Here is a 22,489-nt window from a genome sequence, read left to right as displayed (position 1 = left end):
CCGCCGTGGGTAGTGGGGGCTACACAACTCTTCAGACTTGTAGCCCCCCTCCCTGCCGAGGTTGTACGGTTTTTGACCTTTGATTTAACAGACGTCTACGCCTTCACCCTCCCCCTGGGAGGGACGCGGAGGAGTGAGCGACGACGCGGGGAGGGTTCACTGTGGCTCGGATTCACTCAAACGCAACGAATCAACCCTCCCCTCGCCGCGCTCGACCTTCCCTGCCAGGGAGGGTGAATTTGAAAAACCGCACGACGTCTGCCAGAGAGGGGTTTATCGATGTGTAGACACCAATGGTTCTTGGGCAGCAGACGTTATTCTTTGAACCGGTATCCGACGCCGCGAACGGTTTCGATCAGGTCCGAAGCACCGCCCATCTTTTTGCGGAGGGCGCGGACATGGACGTCGATGGTACGGTCCAGCACGACGGTGTCTTCGCCCAGCGCCGCATCGACCAACTCGCTGCGTCCGAAGGCGCGACCAGGTTGTCGAATCAACGCGTCCAGCAATCGGAATTCACTCTTGGTCAACTTCAGCGGTGATTCGTCGACGGTGACGACGAACCGGCGACGATCGACGGTGACATTTTGGTGGCTGACCGCTTCATGGTCATCCAAGATCGGCTCGCGTCGACGCAGCAGTGCTTTGATCCGTTGCAACAGCACCTTGTAGCTTTCGACCGGTTTGACGACATAGTCATCGGCGCCGACGGCAAAGCCGACCACCTGGTCGGATTCTTCGCCCATCGCGGTCAACATCAAAATCAATGCCTCCCGCGTCTTCGGGTCGGCCCGCAGCTGTTTACAAACCTCGATGCCGCCCAGGACCGGGAGGTCGATGTCCAGGATGACGAGATCGGGGAGATAGAGTTTCGCCTGATCGACGCCCTCACGTCCGTCGCTGGCGCGATAGACTTCGTAACCGGCTCGCTTGAGTTGGTACTCGAGCGACTCCGCTAACGGGCTGTAATCTTCGACGACCAAAACCTTGGTATTGGTGGACATGCCTCAGCGCTTGACTGGATCCATGCGGACAATTCTCGAAAAGGACGCCGAACATTCGTCTCCCGCATTTCGATTCGGGGGGCGCGTTGGGCATCTCGCAAAGCGACATCGTGGTGAAATTGCCTAAAATGTACACCCTACTGACGCTGTTTTGGCGATGAAGCTTTCGTGAAGAGCGAGATCGTCATTTTGATTTCGGCAGCCAAACCTCGAACGTCGCCCCCTCTCCGGGACTGCTGGTCACCGACACGGTGCCCCCCAACGCGCGGGTCAGATTCTTGACGATCGCCAGTCCGATCCCGGTTCCCCCGTCGGGTGCCTTGCGGCCTCGTTTGACGCGATAAAATCGTTCGAAGATCCGCTCCTGGAACTCGGCCGCGATGCCCACGCCGTCGTCCTGGACGGCCATCGTCCAACCGTCGTTGGCCCTACGGCAGGAAACGGTGACGTGCCCGCCGGCGTCGGTGTGGCGGATCGCATTGCTGATCAGATTTTGGGTGATCGCCAGCGCCGCTTCTTCGTCGGCCAGGACGTGGACCGGCCCGTCGCTGGGCCGGACGGTCAATTCAATTTGTTTGGCCGCGGCCACCGGCGTGAAGGAGTCCAGGGCCTGTTGGATCACTTTTTCCAAGTCGATGTTCTGGACCATCAACGTGCTCTTACCCGATTGGGCCCGCGCCAGTCGCATCATGTCGGCGATCAGTTCTTCCAGTCGCAGACACTGGGTGTCAATTTGTGCGATGAAGTGTTTGGCCGATTCGGGATCGTCTTCGATCGCCAGTCCGACCGTTTCGGCGTAGCCCTTGATGGCCGCCAGCGGCGTTTTGAGTTCATGCGACACGTTGGCGATGAATTCGCGCCGGATCGCCTCGACCCGCTGGGCTTCGGTTTCGTCTCTCAGGACCAGCAACAAGTGGGGCGGATCGGCGTCGTGAATCCGGCTGATCCGGACCGCCACCGGCCGCACGATCGAACCGTCCACGATTTCCACCGAAACGTTTTGATCGACCTTGTCGCTCTGGGTGCGTCGGGCGGCGTGGACGATTTCCGGCACGCGAACCAGTTCGGCCAATCGTCGGCCCAGGTAAACGCCATCACCGGGAATCGCCAACAATCGGATGGCCGCTTCATTGATCAACAGGATCTCGGTCTTGGGGGACAACATCACGATCCCGTCGGTCATGTGTGACAAGACGGCGTTGGTACGTGTCGAATCGCTGTGCAGTTTGCGAAACCGCGCGTTCCAGGTTTCCGCGGCCAAGCGTTGTTTTTCGTAGGCGTTTTCGGCATGCTCCCATCGCAGCAGGTTGTTGATCACCAGCGCGGTGCCGACCAGAAAACAAATCGCCACGGTCGCAACAATTGTCTCGGTCGGACCGGCATCCAACAACGTGGTCAGCCAAACGACGGCAACGATGACGATCATGCCGACCACGATCATGCCCGACCGGGGTCGAAACCCGGCACGGGTGATGGAGGAGGCGGTGGCAGCGGCAGGAACCGTGGCCCCCTCGGGGCCGGCCTCGGCGGCGCCCGCCGGTGCGATCGCGACGCCGCCGAAGCGCGCGTCAACGCCGTCTCGTGAAGCGTTGCTCATCGGTCCGCTCGATCGTCCCGGTCTTGCTCTTTGACAGGTTTCACGGCCATCGGAAGTTCGGCCTGGCCACGGCGGGTGATCCAGCGATGCAGCGTCTTGCACGACTCTGCGACAAACAGCAGAAACGCCGCCGCGGGAACGCGTCGCTGAAATCCTTTTTTATCCACTTGAATGATTTCATTGGTGGCGACATTCATGCCGGTCAAAAAACCGTTTCCGAAGCAATAGGTATCCACACAGACCAGGTATCCTAGATCCATCACGATCCCGCTGGCTTGCGGCGTGTGTCCGACGAAGACTTTTTTGCCGGAAAAGTGCGGTCCGGGCATCGTCGTCAGGTGAGTCCAGTAACGCAGTTCTTCGGGCTGTTGATCCATCGGCGTTTGCGGATCATAGCAGGCGTGCACAAAAATTGATTCCTGCGTTTCATAGTGCGGAAGCAGCGACAACAGAAACTTTTTGTGCGATGCGGGAATCTTTTCCAGCGATCCGCCATAGCTGGTCACCGTCGCTTTGCCGCCGGCGCTCAGCCACATCTCTCCGTCCAGACCGCCGAAGGCGACGCTGCACAACATGATCTCGTGGTTGCCGCGCAAGGCGACGACGCGGCAATGCGATTGCAGTTCAATGATCTGGTCAATCACGCCGCGGCTGTCCGGGCCGCGATCGACGTAGTCGCCCAGAAAGATCAACTCGTCCTCCGGCTGGGGCGCAATGCATTCGATCAGAGTTCGCAGCGCCTTGTCGCATCCGTGAATGTCTCCGATTACAAAACGCCGCATCCGCTCGACCGTTTAGTTCACCGACGGATCGTTGAAACGTAATCCGGGCGAGAGAGAGGAAAGGACTTCGTGGCCACAACGTTTCACCGCCGCCTCCCACACTTGTTCCGGGTCGTCAAAGACGATGTCTGAATTGGCCGCGCCGACCAACCAGCCGCCGCATCGCATTTCCTGGTCCAATTGTCCCGGGCCCCAACCGGAATACTGGGACACGAAACGCACCCGGGCATCGACACGCGAGAGCAACAACCGCAGGTGGTCCTCATCGCCGGTCAGCCACAACCCCGACGACTCCTCGCCGATCGGCGATCCGATGCCGATCAAATCGTGCAGCGCGAGCAGCGGTCCATCGACCGGGCCGCCTTCGAAAATCAGATCATCCTCGCGAACCGATCCCTGCGGCATGGACAGTTCCACGACTTGGCTGAGCCGCTGGTCGGTGGGCCGGTTGAGTGACAGCCCGAACGCCCCCTCGTCATCATGGCTGACGATCAGCACCACGCTGCGCAGAAAATTGGGGTCGTTCAAGTAGGGCGATGCGATCAGCAGTTTGCCGCTTAAGAATTCGACCATGGTTGGATGCCACCTGTTCAGTCGGACCCGATGCCGGATGGACCACGCAACGATCGCATCTCGGGTAACAGTCACAACGCCGTGATTCAGCTTGCCGTTCCGCCCGTCAGATCTTGCCACAGGCAGCCGGCCCAGGACAGCCCGACGCCGAATCCGATCAGCATGTTAACGGATTCGCGGTCCAGCCGACCAGACTTGCGGAGTTGGTCGATCAGGATCGGAAGCGTGCAGGAGACGGTGTTGCCGATCTCGGCCAGTTCGATCGGAAGCCGCTCTTCGGCCAGCCCCAGTCGGAGCCGCAGTTCGTCGAGCATCTTCCAGGTCGCCTGATGCATTAAGTATTGCGAAATCTCGGCGTCCGTCATCTGTTCCTGTTGCAGAATCTGGTCGATCAACTCGGGCACGGCGTCGACCGTGAAATTGATCAAACTCGGGCCATCCATGTACAGGCGGCTTTTCCAGCGTTTGCGGTGCCTGGGTTCAATGGCATCTTCCGCAGCCCTTGCGCCCCCGTCCCCGACGATCAACATGTCCGCGCCGCTGCCGTCGCTGCCGAATTTAAACCCCCTCAAGGAGGGTTGATCGCCCGCGGTCAGCAGCGTCGCCGCCGCACCGTCGGAAAAAATCGTCCTCAAACTGCGATCGGCCCGGTCGATGTACTTGGTGTACGTTTCTGCGGTCAAAAACAGGATCCGCTTGGCCACGCCGCTCTGGATCAGCCCATCGGCGACGGCAAGCCCGTACACGAAACCGCTGCAACCGAGGTTGAAATCCAGAGCACCACAATGGGTGGGCAGTCCCAGCCGGTCCTGAATCAGACAGCTGGTCGTCGGCAGCGGGTAATCCGGGGTCTGGGTGCAAAACAGCAAAAAATCGATGCTTCCCGGGTCGATCTGGTGCTCGGCAAACAGTTTTTCTGACGCCGCGACGGCCAAGTCGCTTGCTGTTTCACCTTCGGCGGCGATGTAGCGCTGGCGAATCCCCGTTTTTTCTTCGATCAGAGCCAAATCCCACCTCGGGAATTCCTGTTGAAGCTCTGCGTTAGTTTCCACCTTGTCGGGAAAATGAACGGCGATCGGGCCAATTTGGGCGTGCGGCACAGACGGCATCCTGAAATTGCCAGAAGAAGAAGAACTGTCAGACCCGAAAGGGTACCAATGTTCGGCCCCAGCGTGGACCCGGGGACCACCGCGTCTGCCACTCAGCCGTTGTCGCAGCAAATCAGACGCTGTGGCGTGGCCACGAAGTTCATCGCAACGTCATGCCGATCCATCGGGATTTCCGGCACGATCTGGCACTCAAACGCCGCCCCGACCAGCACCGTCTCCGCCGCGACGCCGCTGAGCAGGCGGTCATAATAGCCTCGGCCATGCCCCAACCGCCCCCCAAGGGCGTCGAAGGCGACACCGGGGACGACGATCAAGTCCAGTTCGTTTGCCGACACCATGCGATCCGCTTGGCCCCGTCGCTCGGCGCGCGGTTCCAGGATCCCGAACGCCCCGACGGACAAATCGTCCCCGCCACGCAGATCGAACAGTCGCAGCTCGTCACCGTCACAATAGGGGACGGCGATCCGTTTCCCTTCCCTATCGCTCTCGTTGAGCATCTCGCAAAGGACATCCTGCGTACGGACTTCATCCCGCACGTGCACGTACCACAGCACGCACCGAGCAGCCGCGTACTGTGGCATCGACGCAATCCGATCGGTGACCTGACGGCTGAGCTGTCGTTTGTCGCTTTGGGCACGCCGCGCTTCCGCCGCGGTTCGACGGATCGTGTCTTTGTCGGCTCTGCTCATGTCCTTACCCCATCCACATCGAGTTAAGGTTTGAAGTCATCCAGCGATTGAAATCCCCCTCACTGTCCGAGGTCGTGCGGTTTTTAATTTCTTATCTATCAGGCGTTTGCGCCTTCACCCTCCCTTTGGGAGGGTCGCGGAGGAGTGAGCGACGACGCGGGGAGGGTTTGCTGTGGTTCGGAGGCACTCAAACACCACCAATCGCCCCTCCCCTCGCTTCGCTCGACCCTCCCTGCCAGGGAGGGTTGAAGTCCCAAAAACCGCACGCCCTCGTTCAGGGAGGGTTTGTCGCAACTTGATGTGAATCCCTCACGCATTTCTTGGCGGTGCGGATCGATCAGCGGTTAATCCGCCAGAGCGACGTAGCGATCGGCCGGTTCGTCCCAGCGGTCGGCATTCTGGGGCGTGTAAGTCTTCAGCTCAAAACTTTCACGCACCAATTGCCGCGCCTGCAGGACCGCCGTGGCCTGATCCTGGGGATTGCCGCTGCCGATCACCCCGGTGCCGACCATCTGCATCGCAATATTCCCGATCGCGGTCGCTTCGACCGGTCCGGTGACCACGGTTCGGTTGCATGCGTCGGCGGTCATCTGGCACAGCAAGGCGTTCATCGTTCCGCCGCCGACGATGTGGATCGTTTTGATTTCGCTGTCGACCAGCTGTTCCAGCATGCCCAAACAAACCCGGTACCGCAGCGCCAAGCCTTCCAATGCGGCGCGGTAATAAACCCCGTCGGATTGCGGCTTGCCCTGTCCCGTCTCTTCCGCAAAGGCGTCAATGGCATCCAGCATGTCGGTCGGTGCGGCGAAATCCGCATGGTCCGGGTCAATCAACAATTGGAACGGCGCCGCCGCTTCGGCTTCGTTGACCATCGATTCCCAAGTCACTTCGTTGCCGCGGCGTTGCATCGATTTGCGAAGCTGTTGAAAAATCCACAAGCCGCCGATGTTCTTCAGCAATCGTGTGCTGCCGCCGACGCCGCCTTCGTTGGTGAAATTTAATTCCGAGCAGAGGTCGGTGACGCAGGGGGCGGCCAGTTCGCATCCCATCAGCGACCATGTGCCCGAACTGATGTAACACCAATCCGGCCGCTCGGGCGCGAACGAGTCGACCGGCACCGACAGCACGGCCGAGGCGGTGTCGTGCGTGGCCGGCAGGACGACCGGAACGTCCTTCAACCCCGTCACTTCGGCGACCGAGGGTTGGACGTTTCCCAAAACGGTCGCCGGCAACGACACCTCTCGGAACAACTTGGTCGGAATCCCCAACTCCCCGATCATCTCCATCTGCCACTTGCCCGTCCGGGGATCGAGCATCTGGCTGGTCGACGCGTTGGTCGCTTCGATGCTGCGTTTTCCCGAGAGCAACCAGTGAAAGAAATCGCCCATCATCAGGTAGCCGTCGGCGATCTCCAGCGACCGTTCGTTGTGGGTGACGGCCGAAAGCAATTGGAACACCGAATTGATCTGCATGAACTGCAACCCGGTCGCCTGGAACATCCGCCGCCGGCCCTCTTCGGCACCGCCCAGGATTTCAAAGGCACGTTCGACCATGCCGTTGTTGCGTGCGTCGCGGTAGTGACGGATCGGCGCGGCGATCTGATCGTTTTCGTCGACCAGCACATAGTCGACGCCCCACGTGTCGACGCCGACCGAGGCGATGGCAGCAAATTTAGAACTCGCGACCCGCAGCCCTTCTAGAATTTCAGCCCACAACCCGTGCACGTTCCACTGCAACGAATCCTGGATCATCACCGGGTCATTGGCAAAACGATGCACCTCTTCAAGCTGCAACCGTCCGTCTTCGATTCGTCCGGCGATCACGCGTCCGCTGGAGGCGCCCAGGTCAACGGCAAGGTGGACGGGGGTGTCAGTCATGGAAGAGCCTCGAGGGAGAAGGTTGAACGTATCGGGTTTCAAGTTTCAGGTTCCAAGTTTCAAGTTCTCGGAGCCGGAAATCTGGAATCAGGGCGAGCAAGCTCAATATAAATCTTTGTGCAGGCCCAGAGTACCAGGCACCGCCAACGCACGATGGCCCTTCCGTGCCGTCGATCCTCACTAAACCGCCAAGCCGATTTCTGCACGCACTTCACGGCCACGCCGCAGCAGCAACCCGATCGTCAAAATCACACCGGCATACTCAAAGAACTCTTCGCCGACGGCGATCAATTCAAACGTCAACGAGTAGTGCTCGTCCCCGTCGTAGTCGAATCCCGCCGTTTCATACTCGACGTAGGTGCTGGCCATTTCCAGCACGATGGCACCAAAGACAAACAGCCCGGATGCGAGAATCAATCCACTCGCCAACCACCTCGGCTGGCGCACTAAAAACCGTAGAAAGGAAACGGCGACGACCAGACACAGGATGCCTGCGGGGATGACCCAGGCATTCATCATGATGCCGCTGCGTGTCCCGAACAATTCGCCGACGATTCGACTGGGCGCATTGTGCACCGACGCGACTTCATCGATCCCCATCAGCAACAACAGGCAAGCGATCGCCTGCCAGCTGCGGCGGTTTTCGGACGAGTCCGCCGATGAGATCGCCCACGCGATGAGTGCCGCAAAGTGCAGTAGCGCCGACGAAAACCAGGTCGGCAAATTGCCTTCGGCGTCCACATCGATCAGCTGACGGAATCCCATCAACGACGCCGTCCCCGCTCCAACGACCAGGTGGGCAGCAGCGGTCGACACCACAAAAACACCGGCGATCAACGCAAGAAACCAAGGCATTCGCCGGCTGACCGTCACCGTGGTCTGACGTTGAGGTGTCTTGATGAGCACTGGAACGATGCCTAGGAATAAGAAACGGGTGACGCGACCGCGATCACCCGTTGACTTGCAATGGCGTGAACCTGACGAACTTGGAACGCGCCTCGCTCTCTACCTTAATCATGCGCAAACCGAATTGAAATGCGATCTTCGCAATCCGACGCATCTCGCACAACGGCAGTCTGTACGCGTGGACAGCGTTCTGCATTGCACGATGCATCGCCAGTCGCTGCTCATCCGCCGCACACGACCTGCGGCAAAACGTGTTCAGGATTGAGCGGGCATAGGGTCAAAAAATGGATTGGTCAAAAAATGTCAGTGCTGGGCGGGCTGATTGCCGAGCCGACAGGTCTCTTCATTTTTTGACCAACCCATTTTTTGACCAACCCATTTTTTGACCAACCCATTTTTTGACCAACCCATTTTTTGACCAACCCATTTTTTGACCAACACTCTGCCGCGATCATCCGAGAGGGATGCGTGAGACTCGCCGGAGATCCACCTTCTGGCGAAGGTAGCTACGTTCGCGTGGAGCGAGCCACGATTGAGCGTTATACGGCTACTCTTTGGACCGCATGTGGGGCAGGCGGCGGCCTTGGGATTGGGCGACGTCCAGCTGGGCGTTCAGGTCATCGACGGCCAGCGGCACGATCGGGATCGTCATCAACGACTCCGGGTCGATCTCGCTGCTGGCACTGCGTTTGGCCAGCTGTTCGACTTCCTCTTCCAGCGCCGCCAGCCACGCCGGGACATCCAGTCCGGCACCGGTGGGCGTTCGTGACAACAACTCGGATTCTTCTTCCAATAGCTCGAATCGCGGACTTTCCCGCCCGGCTTCGGCGTCTCGCATCGCGGGTTTGACCAAGGCTCGCATCCGCGCGATCGTCATCGGTTGGACGAATCGTTCCAGGATCCGGTCGGCGACGGTAGGCATCCGCATCGAATAGTTTTTCTGCATCTTGCGGAGCCGCATGACGAACTTGTCCGCTTCGGCGCCGATCCGTTCGCTCAAACTGCGCCGCCACATCATCGCCGCGTTTTCCAGCCCGTTTCCGACCAGCACTTCATGGGCCCACATCACCGGTTTTAAATTCCACGCAATGCGCTCATAGCTGGCCCGCAGGCGCAAGAAGTCCATGAACATGTACACCAGGTCGCCGCGGTCGCTTTGCGTCGTCGTGCTGTTGTAATCCTGGTATTCGGCGTGATGGTCGATCAGGGCTTCATAGACCAACGTGATCCAGCGGTTGGCCTGGTTCATCGACAGTTTGCCGCTCCGCAAGTCCTCGAACAGTTGCATGTCGGCGATCTGCGCGTCGTCTTCGTCGATGACGCGTTGCAACCAGTCCGAGACGCCTTGGTGCAGGATGGCGCGGACGTTGCCCAGTTGCAGGAACACTTGGGTAAAGATCGGATCGCCGTAGCGGCGAATGAACTCGACCAATCGATCCCAGCTTTGGCGGTCATTGACGGTTTCCAGCGGCGATAACCGTAACGTTTGACTGTGGGCCAGCCAGGAACCGAGCATCGTTTCGGTCAGCCGTTCGACCAACGGGATCAAGACTTCGCCGATCGCGGTTTCGTCGCGGTTCAATTCATCGAACTCACGGTCTTGGCGGACGGCGGCGGTCAGTGCGTCGACCAGCGCGGTGAATCCGTCACGGAACAAGCTGTCGAACTCGGTCACGGCACCGATGCCGACGCTGTTTTGCTGTTCCATCAATCGCGACACTTCGATCAATCGGCACGCTTCGCTGACCAGACCGCGCCGCGGCAGCCAGTGCATCAGGTGCCGCAGCACGCGTTGCCGCAATCGAGCCAGGTAAATCTTGACGGGGTCGCCGCCGCGTGAGATCGGGATGTACAGCAGGTTTTCGCGGCTGATCGCGTCGACGTATTCGGGGAACAGCTTGCGAGTCGATTCGACATCACCGGCGATCAACGAGGCGTACAACTTGACCGCTTGCACGTCATCGGCGGACATCTCGTCCAGCCCCGCTTCCTCGCCGGCCACCTGATCGGTTGACGCTACGTTTCGCGGCGAATCGGCGAGCAAGGGGGCATGGTTGGCGACGTGGGCGATGATCGCGCCGCAGATCAACCGCCGCGCGTCGGACATTTCGACTGCGGTCCCGATGATCCGCTCCATCAGCGAATCGCGGAGCACACGCGAGCGGTCGTAGTCTCGCATCGACTCCTTGTCGCTGCCTCCGGGAGTGATCTTGTACTCGCGGACGGCGTCGAGCAATTCGAGCAAGCCGATGCGGTTTTCTTTGGCCCGCTGCGCCCAACCGCGGAGGGCGACAAGCTGGTCTTTGACCCGATCGGCGTCCTGGTCCTGCCCATCGGTGATGACGATATCGGCGGCGACCGACCACATGCGTGCCAGCGATTGCAGGAACGCGAGCCGATCGACCAACCGTTTCCATTCGGCTTCCAGTTCGTCGCGACTGCCGTCACCGGAGTATTCAAAGACCGCGCCGTCGACTCCGTCATCGGTCGTGTCGCGATACGAAACACCGTCGTAGGCGGCGTCATACAATCCGCCTTCGTCCGGATCGCTTTCGTCGTCGGCGGCTTCGCCGGCGAGTTCGCGTTCCCAGTCGCGGGGCGGTTTGGCGTTGTCACCGAGTTCGAATCGGGGTGCGGACCAAAAGTCTTCGGCGTTGGCTTCCAGGTAATCGAAGCATTTTCGCGCCAGCGGCCAGATCTCCGACGGCTCGCATCCGGGGTGCTGGGGTTCGCCGGTCAATTCGTCATCGAATTGCCCACGCAGCCGCATCAACCAACGTTCGGCCAAGCGCGGCAACGAATTGCCGCCTTGTCGCAGCCCGATCTCACTGGCGTTGCCCAGCCAATGGATCAGCAACGCCATCGCGGGCAGGAAATCGTAGCGTTCCAACAGCGCCGAAATCACCAACGAGTAAGCCCGTGGGGAATCAAAAAACTCCGCGTGCGGCGCCCAGAATTTCACATCCCCGGCGGCCGCACCGCCTTCGTGCCAGATCCGCAACGCCTGGGCGACCAGGCGAGCCGAGTCGTAGGACTCCAGTGGGTCGGCCGCTTCGAGCGATTCAACCGTGTGCGCGCCGAACTGACGCCACCACTCGGCGACCTCGCGATAAAGTTCGCTGATCGCCTTGTAGGCCTGGGGATCATTTCGTGCCGCCGCTTCGCTCCAGACCTTGGCCATGTAGCTGAACAGCTGGTCGATCAAATACAGCAGATCGTCGGCACGTGAATCGTGAACGCTGCATTCGGGGCTGGGGTGCAAGCTGAATTGGCCGGCGAATCCGATCAGATCCCAGGGGTCGGCTAGTGCACCACAGCCGATGGCTCGTTTGATCAAGTCATAAACGCGCTGCGGCACCTCCATGGCCTCGTCCAGCTTGCCGAATCGCAAGGCTCGCAGCCCCAGCGTGGTTTCGCAATCGATCCGGCAGATCATCCGCGCCGACGCAGCCGGGACCACGTCGATTTGTCGACCGGCGGCGTCGGGGTAACCCATGCGGGCATACAGACGCGCCAGTTGCACGTGTTGGACTTGTGCGGCACGACGTTCGGCCAAGGCGGCGTTCAAGTTCTGGCGTGCGGCGCCAAAGGGCTGGCGGCGGACTTGCTGCTCGGCATCCAACCGCTTGCGATGGTCGCCGGTCAATCGGTGCAGCCGATCCAGATAGAATGCGTCACGGTACTCCGCGATCGGCTTCATCAACGTGCTCAACGTGACGTCACTGGAATAGGCCGTCGGTCCCCAACCGCTGATCCCGCTGGCCATCAGAATCGTGCCGGCCAGGACGGTCGCCGCTTCGGTCATCAGCTCCTCGGGTGACAATCCTTCGGCTTCGACCTGACTTCGGTCGGTCACCCGAGAGCGCAGCGAATCGAGCGTGACCTGTCGCAGCACAAACCGGTCGTAGTAGCCTTCGGCGTTGACGCTGCGTTCGTCCCAACCGCCGAAGTGATAATTGGGGCGTCGGTTGACCGGATGATCGAAATCATAGGCGCGGGGATCGAGCGCCAGTTCGGCCAGTTGATCGAATTCAAACGACGCACTGCGCAGCACATCGGGATCGGTGTCGTGCAGGATCGCGATCGTTTGCGTGATCAGATCAAAGTACGGTCCGGCCGAGACGCCGGCGCCGCGGACGTACAGCGGGATCGGGCGGACGAACTCGTTCGGATAGGGCTGGCAGCGTCGATTCTCCAGCACGGCGACGGGGCGATAGCCGACGAAGTCGTTCAATTCCAAGATGGCTTGTTGGACCAAGTCGGCCATTGCCGCGTCGTCACCGCCGGGGGGCTGTTCGCCATAAAGGCGTAGCAATGATTCGGCGGCCCGGGCCAGAAAGAACCCGTTGAACAGGACCTCGGGTTCCTGGTGGAACAGCAGGTCGCGATGGTAGTCCATGTAGGCCGGCAGCAATTCGCTGAGCAACAGCCTGGCGACATCGCGGGCCTGGGTGATCTCGGCAAACGCCGACGTCGACTCGGCCATCGAGACGAGCGTCTGTTCGATCCAGTTGTTCAGGACCAACCAAGCCGGCGTCCCCGTCAGCGGGTTGCCTTGGCTGGCGTGGTAATACGCTTCGTTCCACAGCGCAGCGATCGCGGGATCGCTGCTGCCGCTGGAGAAATTCAGGTACCCCGCCAACCGCTTGAGCGAATCGCTGATCGACTCCGGTGGAGGAAGATTGGACATGGGGCGGGACAGAAAAACGTAGGGCGACTCACCGAATCAAGGGCATCCAAACGCGGCCGGCCTTTCGACAAAAATCGGCCGCCGCCGGCATTACTTTTTGGCCGACTTTTTCTTTTTGACGCTCTTCTTGGCGGTCTTTTTGGCAGTCACCGTCTTGGCGGCGACCTTCTTGGCCGCTTTCTTTGCGGCCTTTTTCTTGGTCGACTTTTTGACCGTCACGCTACCGGCAGCGGCTTTCTTTTTGGCGGTTTTCTTGGCGGCCTTTTTCTTGGTCGCTTTCTTTTTCTTGCCGCCAAAAACATCGTCCCAATTGTTCGAGTACTGTTCGTTGGTTCCGATCCGAAGAATAGTCATAGCTGGGTAGGGTTAGAGAAAAAACTGAACCGCCGCAGGGGGCGGCGTGATTGACTGGTCGATCGCGTCGAATTGCCCCGCGATCCGCGTTAACCGGCGTGGATGCTCTTGTAGCGAGCTTGCTTGATTTCGTTGGGATCTTCGCCCATCCGTTCTCGCAATCCACGCTCGTAGACTTCAAAGTTGCCTTCGCACCACATCACTTTGCCGTCGCCTTCGAACGCCAGGATATGCGTTGCGAGCCGATCAAGGAACCAGCGGTCGTGCGAAGTCACCACGACACAGCCCGGGAAGTGGATGATCGCTTCTTCCAGAGCACGCAGTGTGTCGACATCCAAGTCGTTGGTCGGTTCGTCCAGCAGCAGCACGTTGCATCCGCGGCGCAACAGTTTTGCCAAGTGGACTCGGTTGCGTTCTCCCCCGGACAGGTTGCCGACCTTCTTTTCTTGGTCGGGGCCTTTGAAATTGAACCGCGAGACATAGGCCCGGGCGTTGACGTTGCGGCCGCCCAACACGATCGTGTCCGTTCCGCCGCTGATCTCTTCAAACACGGTGTGGTTGTCGTCCAGCGAGTCGCGGCTCTGGTCGACGTAGCCCAGATCGACGGTCTCGCCGACGCGGAATTGGCCTTGGTCGGCAGGTTCCTGTCCGGTCAGCATCTTGAACAGCGTCGTCTTTCCGGCTCCGTTGGGACCGATCACGCCGACGATCCCCCCGGCGGGCAAGCGGAACGACAGGTCGTCGATCAGGACTTTGTCGCCGAACGCCTTGTGAATGTTTTTGCCTTCGATCACCAGTTCGCCCAGGTGACGATTGGACGGGATCTGGATCTCCAGCTCGTCGGGCCGATCTTCGAACTTCTCGGCCGCCAGTTCCTCGTACGCCTTGATCCGCGCCTTGCTCTTGGCTTGCCGCGCCTTGGGGCTCATCCGGATCCATTCCAATTCGTGGGCCAGCGTTCGCTCGCGCGCCTTGGCCTGGCGTTGTTCCAACTGCATCCGCTTTTGGCGTGCTTCCAGCCAAGCGGTGTAGTTGCCTTCGAACGGGATGCCGCGACCGCGGTCGATTTCCAAGATCCACTGGGCCACATTGTCCAGGAAGTAGCGGTCGTGCGTCACGGCAACGACGGTTCCGGGGTACTTGGCCAGGTGTTGTTCCAGCCAGGACACCGATTCGGCATCCAGGTGGTTGGTCGGTTCGTCCAATAGCAACAGGTCGGGCTGGCGGATCAGCAGTTGGCACAGGGCGACGCGTCGACGTTCACCGCCGGACAGCTTCGTCACGCTGGCATCACCGGGCGGCAGATTCATCACCGCCATCGACATTTCGACTTGGCGATCGAGTTCCCACAGGTTGTAGGTGTCGATCGTGTCCTGCAGCGACGCCATTTCGTCGCACAGTTTTTGCATTTCATCGTCGTCGGTGACGTCACCGAGCAGCATGCTGATCTCGTTGAACCGATCGACGATCGCGCGTCGTTCGGCGACGGCGGATTGGACGTTTTCGAACACGGTCTTGGATTCGTCCAAGGGCGGTTCTTGTTCCAGGTAGCCGACGGTGAAGCCTTTGGTCAGCTTGGCGCTGCCGTCAAAGTCCGTGTCCTGGCCGGCCATGATCCGCAACAGCGTCGACTTTCCGGCACCGTTGGGGCCGAGCACGCCGATCTTTGCACCGGGGTAGAACGCCAGATTGACTTCATTGAGCACCGTCTTTTGACCGTGCTTTTTGGTCAGATCTTCGACCTGGTAAATGTATTGCCTGCCCATGCCTGTGTGGTTCCTATCCTATTCCCATTCGATCGTTGCGGGCGGTTTGCTGCTGATGTCATAGCAGACTCGGTTGACGCCCTGGACTTCGTTGATGATTCGCGTGCTGATGCGTGCCAATAATTCGTACGGCAGCCGGCTCCAATCGGCCGTCATGAAGTCGTCGGTGTTGACGCTGCGCACGGCGATCGCGTTGTCGTAGGTGCGTGCGTCGCCCATCACGCCGACGCTTTGGACGGGCAACAACACCGCGAACGTTTGGCTGGTGTCGCGGTACAGCCCGGCGGCTTCGATCTCTTCGATCACGATCGCGTCGGCCGCTCGCAGCACGATCAGTTTGTCGCGGGTGACCTCGCCCAAACAGCGGACGGCCAATCCGGGGCCGGGAAACGGGTGACGCCAAACCAGTTTTTCCGGCAGCCCCAGCTCCAGGCCCAACCGACGCACTTCGTCCTTGAACAGGTCACGCAGCGGTTCGATCAATTCAAAGCCCAGTTCTTCCGGCAACCCCCCGACGTTGTGATGCAATTTGATCGTCGCGGCCGGTCCGTCGGGATCGGCACCGCTTTCGATCACGTCGGGGTACAGCGTGCCTTGGGCCAAGAAGTGCGCGTTCTCGATCGATTCGGCTTCCTTTTTGAAGCACTCGATAAAATCGTGGCCGATCCGCCGACGTTTTTCTTGCGGCTCGACGATCCCGGCCAGGGACGCCAGGAAGCGGTCTTCGGCGTCGACGACGTGCAGGTCGGTTTTGAAATGGTTGGAGAATTCGTCGATCACCAGCGTTTGTTCGTTTTTGCGAAGCAGGCCGTTGTCGATCAAGATGCACGTCAACTGGGGCCCGATCGCCTTGTACAGCAACGCCGCGACGACGGAGGAGTCCACGCCGCCGCTGAGCCCGCAGATCACGCGTCGGTCGCCGACCAGCTGGCGAATCTGGCGGACCGTCGCGTCGGCAAAATCACTCAGCTGCCAATTCGGTTCGCAGCCGCAAATTCGCCGCACGAAGTTCTCCAGCACCTTGCCGCCCTGCGGTGTGTGCGTGACCTCGGGGTGGAACTGCATGCCGTAGACCGGCAACTCCTTGTGCCGGATCGCCGCAAAGGGACAGGTGCTGGTGCGGGCCAGCGGTTCGAATTGTTCGCTGATCGCCGAAATCTGGTCACCGTGGCTCATCCAGACATCGATCTCGCCCGGCAGATCGTCAAACAAGGTGCCCGGATCGACGATTTCGCACATCGCATGGCCGTACTCGCGGCGCGAGGTGTTGGTGACCTTGCCGCCGAAGGCTTCACAGGCGACCTGCAATCCGTAGCAAATGCCCAGCACTGGGATCCCCAGCTTGAACAGTTCCGGATCGCAGCGCGGCGCGCCGTCTTCGTAAACGCTGGACGGGCCGCCGGACAGGATGATGCCTTTGGGGGCCAGCTCGGCGATCCGATCGGCGGTTAGATCGTGCCGCAGGATCTGGCAGTACACGTTCTGCTCGCGAACCCGTCGGGCGATCAACTGGGCGTACTGCGAACCGAAATCCAGGACCACGATCCGTTGCTCGGTCAGTGCCGATGCCCCGGCCTCGGAAAGGCTTGGTGCGGTGGAGTTGCCCGTCGAGTGGGCGCTGGAAACACTCATGCAGGTGTGAATGGATTAAGGGGATGCCGAGGTGGCAGGGCGTAGGGGGCACTGGGCGACCAAACAGGAATCCGCAGCAGCCGATTCGGCCGCCGCCGCCAGGCCGCATCGACATTGTCGCGAGTGCCGTAGTCGCCAATGCCAAACCGGGAGTGTAGAAAATGCACCGGTAATTCCCAAGGGGCTAAACCGCCGACACGGTGTAGATCGTTTCGCGGCGACCTCCCAGAAGACCATCGGATCGACCGAGCGTCGACGCCATTTCGGCGTGTCCTGCAGTTGCCGCCCCCCCGTTTCGGCGGCGGAACACCGCAACGGACCGTCGGTCGGTATCGCCGATGGTTCGACCGAGCGTCTTTATTTTTCTGCAACGATGTCACCTCGATTATTCCCATGCGAATCCTTTTGACTAACGACGACGGTGTGTTCGCGCCCGGACTGGCCGCACTGGAACAACAACTCCGCCACCTCGGGGAGGTGATCGTGATCGCGCCGGCGACCGAACAGTCCGGCGTCAGTCATTCGATCACGTTTTTGACCCCGCTGGTCGGCAAGTCGATTCACCGCGACGGACGCCACTGGGCCTGGGCGGTCGAGGGCAGCCCGGCCGATTGTGTCAAATTGGCGATCGCCGAATTGTTACGCGACAACCCGGTCGATCTGGTCGTCAGCGGCATCAACAACGGCCTGAACGCCGGGATCAACGTGCTGTACAGCGGCACCGTCGCCGCGGCTATCGAAGGCGCGTTTTTCGGAACCACGAGCGTCGCCGTCTCGCTGGAGTATGACCCCGACGCCGACTTCCAATCCGCTGCCGTGATCGCCAAAAAAATTATCGGCGGGATCGCGAAACACCCCTCCTCCAAAGGCAAGCTGTTCAACCTGAACATCCCCACCGCCGCCACGCAGTCACCGGCCGAACTGCAGATCGTGCCGATGGGGTTGGCCCAATACGGAAATCGTTACGAGAAACGCCAGGACCCCGGCGGACGTGATTACTACTGGGCGCTGTGGGAAGAACCCAGCGAGCCGCCGCAGGAACAAACCGACATCACCGAACTGCGCAAGGGCAATGTGACGCTGACCAGCTTGCAGTTCGACATGACCAACCACTCGCTGACCGACGACATGGCCACTTGGGGGCTCAAGCTGTAGCGAAAAAACGTTTGCACCACCGTAGCTACGCTCGCCAGAGCGTGGGAAACAGCAGGGATCCACCTTCTGGCGAAGGTAGCTACGTATGAACCAGTCCGTCGGTTTTATTCTTCCGCGTCCGATGCGTCGTCGCCCTCTGCCTCTTGGGCCTCTGTCGCTTGGTCCCCATCCACCACCGAGACTGACGACGGCGCGCGTGGTCCCACCTGTTCGGCTTGCACCGCATCCGGCTGATTCTCTGCCGCCTCCTGGTTTTGCTTGCGGACATTCAGGAACACCAGCAACCCGATGATGGGCAGCATCATCACGATGATGAATAGCAGCAGGCTTCGAAACGCGGATTGCATCCCCACGTTTTTCGCGGCGCCGCGCTCCTGGTCGTCGGCGGGATCGTTCGGCAGGTTGGTCATGCAAAGAGGAATGATTCGGGATCGTTGAGAAAAAACGCCGCCGGAGTCTACCACGCTTTCGCCGAGTCGTTGACGGTACTCAAGAACGGTTTCTCAAGGCTTTGTCCGCGATGCCAGAACGCCCGAAACGATTGGCGTCGACGCAGTGAATCGGCGTTTTTTTGCTCCACTGCGTCAAATCGTGCGGCCGACTGGGCCGTCGGTGGATAGCCGCGCATGTCGCGAATCGGCAGCGGCCCGATCGATTGGCCGGTCAGGGTATTCAGGTCCGCGTCTTTGTCCCAACCGACGCAGTGCAAAATAAAGTCGCGCTTCCAACCCTCGGGCACGTCCTGCTGCGGTGGCGCAAACCGCATGCGAATTTCGTCGCCGCCGCTGATCACCACCATCGAGTCGTCCCACTGTCGCAATTGCTCGGTACAGTCACCGTAGCGCGAGACCGAACCCCGCAGCGGCGGCCATTTCGGCTGGGCGTCGGCTTGGCTGTAGTCGTAGGTTTCCGGACGCGTGTGATCCGCTTTGATGCGTTGGGAAAAACCATGAAAGGCGACTTCGGCATCGATCAATTCGACGGCCTGCGTGACACTGGATGCCGGAGCCGTTTGAATCGCCAGCGACGCGGCGTCCCAATAAATCTGGGCGCTCGTCCGCACGCGGATTCGCGGATCGTCGTGCCGGAGGTGCTGCGAAACGTCGACGACGATCGTCTTGGTCTTTCCGCCGGGAAAGCCCATGAACGGGATCACTTGTTGCCAGCCGGAGTCAGCCGAGGCATCGGGAACCCAGACCGACGGGAATTCGATCGACGGTAATTCGGGGTTTTGGTCGATTTGAATGTTCAGCGACGTGTCGGTCGGCAGAATCCAACCACGCAGCACCAGGTAGACCGATGCGTCCTCGTGATCGGCCAACGATTGCTTGACCGCCGGACCAAAATCCAAATCGATCCAGTGCGGCGGGCACAAGCCTTGGCGGATCCGCCGATCAAACCCCTGGACGTAGTGTTCGTCGGCCTGCGTCAGCAACTCGGTCACGTCGCGGGCCTGGGTGTCGACGGCGGCGGCGACCGTGTGCAGTTCGTTTTCGTCGAAGGAAAAAATCGTCGGCGTCGCGACACTCGGCGGCCCGACCTTTTCGTTCGAATGGACCGCAACATCGGCGGGGTGGTCGACCGCGGTCAATTCGATCTTGTCGACATAAGCGACCTCCCACAATTCCTCGGTCAATCGAAGCTCATACTGACCGTCTTCGTTTTTCCGAACATGATCGCCGTCGATCTTCAAGTATTCCCACGGACGATCGGGCTGGACGACACCGGCGGCGACCTGCAGCCCCAGCGGTGCGGCCCACAAACAATCGGTGACGAATGCAAACCGCTGTCCGTCCCAACTGTACAGATACGGGCACGACCCCTTCAGCGTTTGTTCTTCTTCGATGATCGAATCGACTTCGGGGTCGCGGATCGTTTGCGTCAAACCGTTGGGCATGATGACACGGATCGAGTCGGCGGAATCGATCCCGTCCATGCCGAAGTGCGTCGCGGGGCCGCGAACGATGCGACTGCGATAATGCGGCCCGAATCGCAACTCGAGCACCGACCCGATCGCGTAGTGGTTCACCCGCCCACTCGCCGCCGCGTTGTCCGCGATGCCTTTGAAGCGGACCGAAATCTGGTGGGCGTCGCCGGCGGACTGGTTGATCCCGACGCCGGCGCCATCGGCCCCCATCGAGACGATGTCGATCCGCCCGTCGCCGTCGATGTCGGTCGCTTTGGCGTCGACCAGTCCCTCAGGCAACTCGGCCGCCGGGTCCATGACGTTGATCCCCCAGGGACCGAGTTTCAACGTTTGGGCAGCGCCGATCAGTTCCAAATAGGAGTCGTTGTCAAAGTCACCGAGGGCGGGCCGCGACTGGAACCCCGGTCCCGTTTCGACGCGATCCACCGTCCAGACACCGATGTCGGACGAGTTTCCAAACGCGACCGATGACTGTTTGCTGCTGGTCGCGACGACGTCCCAACCGACGTTGGCGTCGACGTCTTCCACCGCAACGGTCAACGACGGATCATCGGCCGCGACCGGCAGCGGAGGGACGGAGTCCAGGTTGCGGAAGCGGAACTGCAGGTGCAGCAGGTTCTCCAGCATGCTGACGCGTCCAGACTTGTGAATCGCCAACACGTCCAGGTCGATGTCGCGATCCAGGTCGGCGATCGTCAAGTCGGCGATCGGGTCATCGCCGTCCACGGTGCTGGTCCCAATCGCAGCCTCAAAGAAGGTGCGGTTGCCGCGGTTGATCATCACGCGGATTTGCCCCTCGGCGGGGGCAAGGATCAGATCCAGATCGCCGTCGCCTTCCAGGTCCCCCATCGTCACCGCCGCGATCGAAGGCAACTCCTCCAGCCCCGTCGCTTTGTCGACCAACGTCAAACGCTCGGCCATCGGGGTTTCGCTGCGCATGTCGATTTGCATCAGTTGCACGCCCTGCGGTCCGAACGCGATCAACGTCGGTAATGTGTCGTGGCGTTGGGGCGAGACAGCGTCCTGTGCGTTGCCTTCTTCCGCGTCACCTTGCTCGGCCGGTTGGCTGCGTTTGATGCGATCCGAATCGCTGCTGTCGACCATGAACAGATCGGCGGCCGCCAGCCCGCTCGGTGTGGCATCGAGCTTGAGACTAGAAAGCGATTCCCAACGATCGTTTTGACGTTGTAACAATTGCAGTTGTCCGTCGGCCGAGACGGTGGCCAGATCGATGCGAAGATCCAGATCGGCATCCAGCGGCAAGGCTAGCATCCCGTCAGCAATCGTTTCAAAGACAAACGAAATCCCCGCCTCGTCTCTTGCGATCGGCTTGGCGGTTGCGATTTCGCTGCTCAGTTCGCGGACGGTGTCAAAGTTCAATCGGTCCAGCGGGTGCGGTGACGTGCGGCGTCGGTCGGTGCGGACGATTTCCAGCGGGTTCAAGACGTTGGACCACAACACCGACGACTGATCAGCCTTGGCCCAGTCTCCGTCACTGACCGCATCGCGAATCCGATCGACCAGGTCTTCTGGCGACAGCCCGATCGGTTTGGTGTAGGCGGCCAACGTCGGCTCAACCGCTTTGGCCAAGCGCCACGTGCGATCCGCCAGTTCGGCCGCCGCGACGTCTTGATCGTCGATCGCCAACCGCAGCGCCCGCAGCGCCAGGAACAGGTTGTCTTCGTTTTGATCGGAAAGTCGTTGCAGCGATTTTGCGGCGGGTTTCAGCACCGCCTCGGGCAGCCCATCGATGGGGTCGGACATTTTCTCCAGCAACTCGATCAACGGTCCGCCCAAGATGACGGCGCGGGGATCTTCTCCCATCGGTCCGTCGATGGCTTGCGTCAGCCGCGTGAACAGGTCGCGACGCAGCGACTTGCTGAGTGTTGCGCCCAGCAACGTGGCTTCGTGTGCATCGATGCGGCTATCCAGCCACAGTTTGGTGACTGCATCGCCGGAGTTTTCCTGGTACTGGTCGATCGCCTTTCGTGCCGCTTCGATGGCGTCGGGCAGCTGTGCGCGGGCCGCGGATTTTTCTTCGCTGGTCTTCACCGAATCGGTCGCGGCGGCGGTCAGCATGTCGACCGCCAGCACGGCATTGAGCGCGCGATTGAGAGCGACCGAAGGGTCCTGGGCGAATTGATTTCGAAGTTCCGCCCACAACGTTTCGGCCTGCTCGGGTTCCATGTTTTCGGTCGCCGCAAGCGCCTGGGTGATCTTTACCAGGTTCGCCTCCGATTCACCGCGGAGCGGCGGCGTGGTACCGTTTCCGTTGTCGGCAGCGTCGCGGCTGCAACTGCAACCGGAGAACGTCAGCGAGATCGACGTTGCAACCGCTGCGAAGACAACGGCCAATTGCCGACGCAAACTCGCCTGGATCGTGTTGCGGTTGGTCGGACGGTTTGTTGGGGGGGCGTTCACGGTGTCT

15 protein-coding genes are annotated in these 22,489 nt (G+C 60.5%); 1 reads left to right on the top strand and 14 read right to left on the bottom strand.

Going from position 1 to position 22,489, the window contains the following annotated elements; genetic code table 11:
* Nucleotides 1–314: 314 nt before the first annotated feature.
* The 12 genes from H1B37_RS13125 to guaA form a co-directional block, all read right to left on the bottom strand.
* Complete coding sequence (locus H1B37_RS13125) at nt 315–1,004, bottom strand: winged helix-turn-helix domain-containing protein (RefSeq protein ID WP_182867107.1); 690 nt, start codon at nt 1,002–1,004, stop codon at nt 315–317.
* A 184-nt stretch (nt 1,005–1,188) separates the two neighbouring features.
* Nucleotides 1,189–2,601 (bottom strand): sensor histidine kinase, encoded by a 1,413-nt coding sequence (locus tag H1B37_RS13120; protein WP_182867106.1) that lies wholly within the window; start codon nt 2,599–2,601, stop codon nt 1,189–1,191.
* The gene (locus tag H1B37_RS13115; RefSeq protein WP_182867105.1) at nt 2,598–3,383 is read right to left on the bottom strand and encodes a metallophosphoesterase family protein; all 786 of its coding nucleotides are present in this window, start codon (nt 3,381–3,383) and stop codon (nt 2,598–2,600) included. Before H1B37_RS13115 ends, H1B37_RS13120 begins: the two co-directional genes overlap by 4 nt.
* A 12-nt stretch (nt 3,384–3,395) precedes the next feature.
* On the bottom strand, nt 3,396–3,956 hold the full coding sequence (locus H1B37_RS13110; RefSeq protein WP_182867104.1) for a YqgE/AlgH family protein: 561 nt from the start codon (nt 3,954–3,956) through the stop codon (nt 3,396–3,398).
* An 86-nt stretch (nt 3,957–4,042) separates the two neighbouring features.
* The gene (locus H1B37_RS13105) at nt 4,043–5,056 is read right to left on the bottom strand and encodes a ketoacyl-ACP synthase III (protein ID WP_182867133.1); all 1,014 of its coding nucleotides are present in this window, start codon (nt 5,054–5,056) and stop codon (nt 4,043–4,045) included.
* Nucleotides 5,057–5,157: 101 nt separating this feature from the next.
* The gene (locus tag H1B37_RS13100) at nt 5,158–5,754 is read right to left on the bottom strand and encodes a 5-formyltetrahydrofolate cyclo-ligase (RefSeq protein WP_182867103.1); all 597 of its coding nucleotides are present in this window, start codon (nt 5,752–5,754) and stop codon (nt 5,158–5,160) included.
* A 344-nt stretch (nt 5,755–6,098) separates the two neighbouring features.
* On the bottom strand, nt 6,099–7,631 hold the full coding sequence (locus H1B37_RS13095; RefSeq protein WP_182867102.1) for a rhamnulokinase: 1,533 nt from the start codon (nt 7,629–7,631) through the stop codon (nt 6,099–6,101).
* Between the two features lie 180 nt (nt 7,632–7,811).
* Nucleotides 7,812–8,486: a DUF8692 domain-containing protein gene (locus H1B37_RS13090; protein ID WP_182867101.1), complete on the bottom strand. Its 675-nt coding sequence runs from the start codon at nt 8,484–8,486 to the stop codon at nt 7,812–7,814.
* A 598-nt stretch (nt 8,487–9,084) separates the two neighbouring features.
* On the bottom strand, nt 9,085–13,227 hold the full coding sequence (locus H1B37_RS13085) for a hypothetical protein (RefSeq protein WP_182867100.1): 4,143 nt from the start codon (nt 13,225–13,227) through the stop codon (nt 9,085–9,087).
* A 90-nt stretch (nt 13,228–13,317) separates the two neighbouring features.
* Nucleotides 13,318–13,581 (bottom strand): hypothetical protein, encoded by a 264-nt coding sequence (locus H1B37_RS13080; RefSeq protein WP_182867099.1) that lies wholly within the window; start codon nt 13,579–13,581, stop codon nt 13,318–13,320.
* An 89-nt stretch (nt 13,582–13,670) separates the two neighbouring features.
* Nucleotides 13,671–15,347, bottom strand: coding sequence for an energy-dependent translational throttle protein EttA (ettA, locus tag H1B37_RS13075; protein WP_182867098.1), 1,677 nt, complete (start codon nt 15,345–15,347; stop codon nt 13,671–13,673).
* 18 nt (nt 15,348–15,365) lie between these two features.
* Nucleotides 15,366–16,979 carry a glutamine-hydrolyzing GMP synthase gene (guaA, locus tag H1B37_RS13070; RefSeq protein ID WP_182867097.1) on the bottom strand — a complete coding sequence of 538 codons (1,614 nt, stop codon included), beginning with the start codon at nt 16,977–16,979 and terminating at the stop codon, nt 15,366–15,368.
* Between the two features lie 393 nt (nt 16,980–17,372).
* Here guaA and surE point away from each other — a divergent pair, with 393 nt between their 5' ends.
* Nucleotides 17,373–18,134, top strand: coding sequence for a 5'/3'-nucleotidase SurE (gene surE, locus H1B37_RS13065; RefSeq protein WP_182867096.1), 762 nt, complete (start codon nt 17,373–17,375; stop codon nt 18,132–18,134).
* A gap of 104 nt (nt 18,135–18,238) precedes the next feature.
* Here surE and H1B37_RS13060 read toward each other — a convergent pair whose 3' ends face one another.
* Both H1B37_RS13060 and H1B37_RS34385 read right to left on the bottom strand, forming a co-directional pair.
* The gene (locus tag H1B37_RS13060; RefSeq protein WP_182867095.1) at nt 18,239–18,544 is read right to left on the bottom strand and encodes a flagellar basal body-associated FliL family protein; all 306 of its coding nucleotides are present in this window, start codon (nt 18,542–18,544) and stop codon (nt 18,239–18,241) included.
* Nucleotides 18,545–18,591: 47 nt separating this feature from the next.
* Entirely contained in the window at nt 18,592–22,482 is a 3,891-nt protein-coding gene (locus H1B37_RS34385; RefSeq protein WP_182867094.1) for a CRTAC1 family protein, read from the bottom strand.
* Between the last annotated feature and the right edge of the window lie 7 nt (nt 22,483–22,489).

Source organism: Stieleria mannarensis (assembly GCF_014154935.1).
Lineage (GTDB): Bacteria > Planctomycetota > Planctomycetia > Pirellulales > Pirellulaceae > Stieleria > Stieleria mannarensis.
This window is presented reverse-complemented; position numbering and strand designations above follow the sequence as displayed.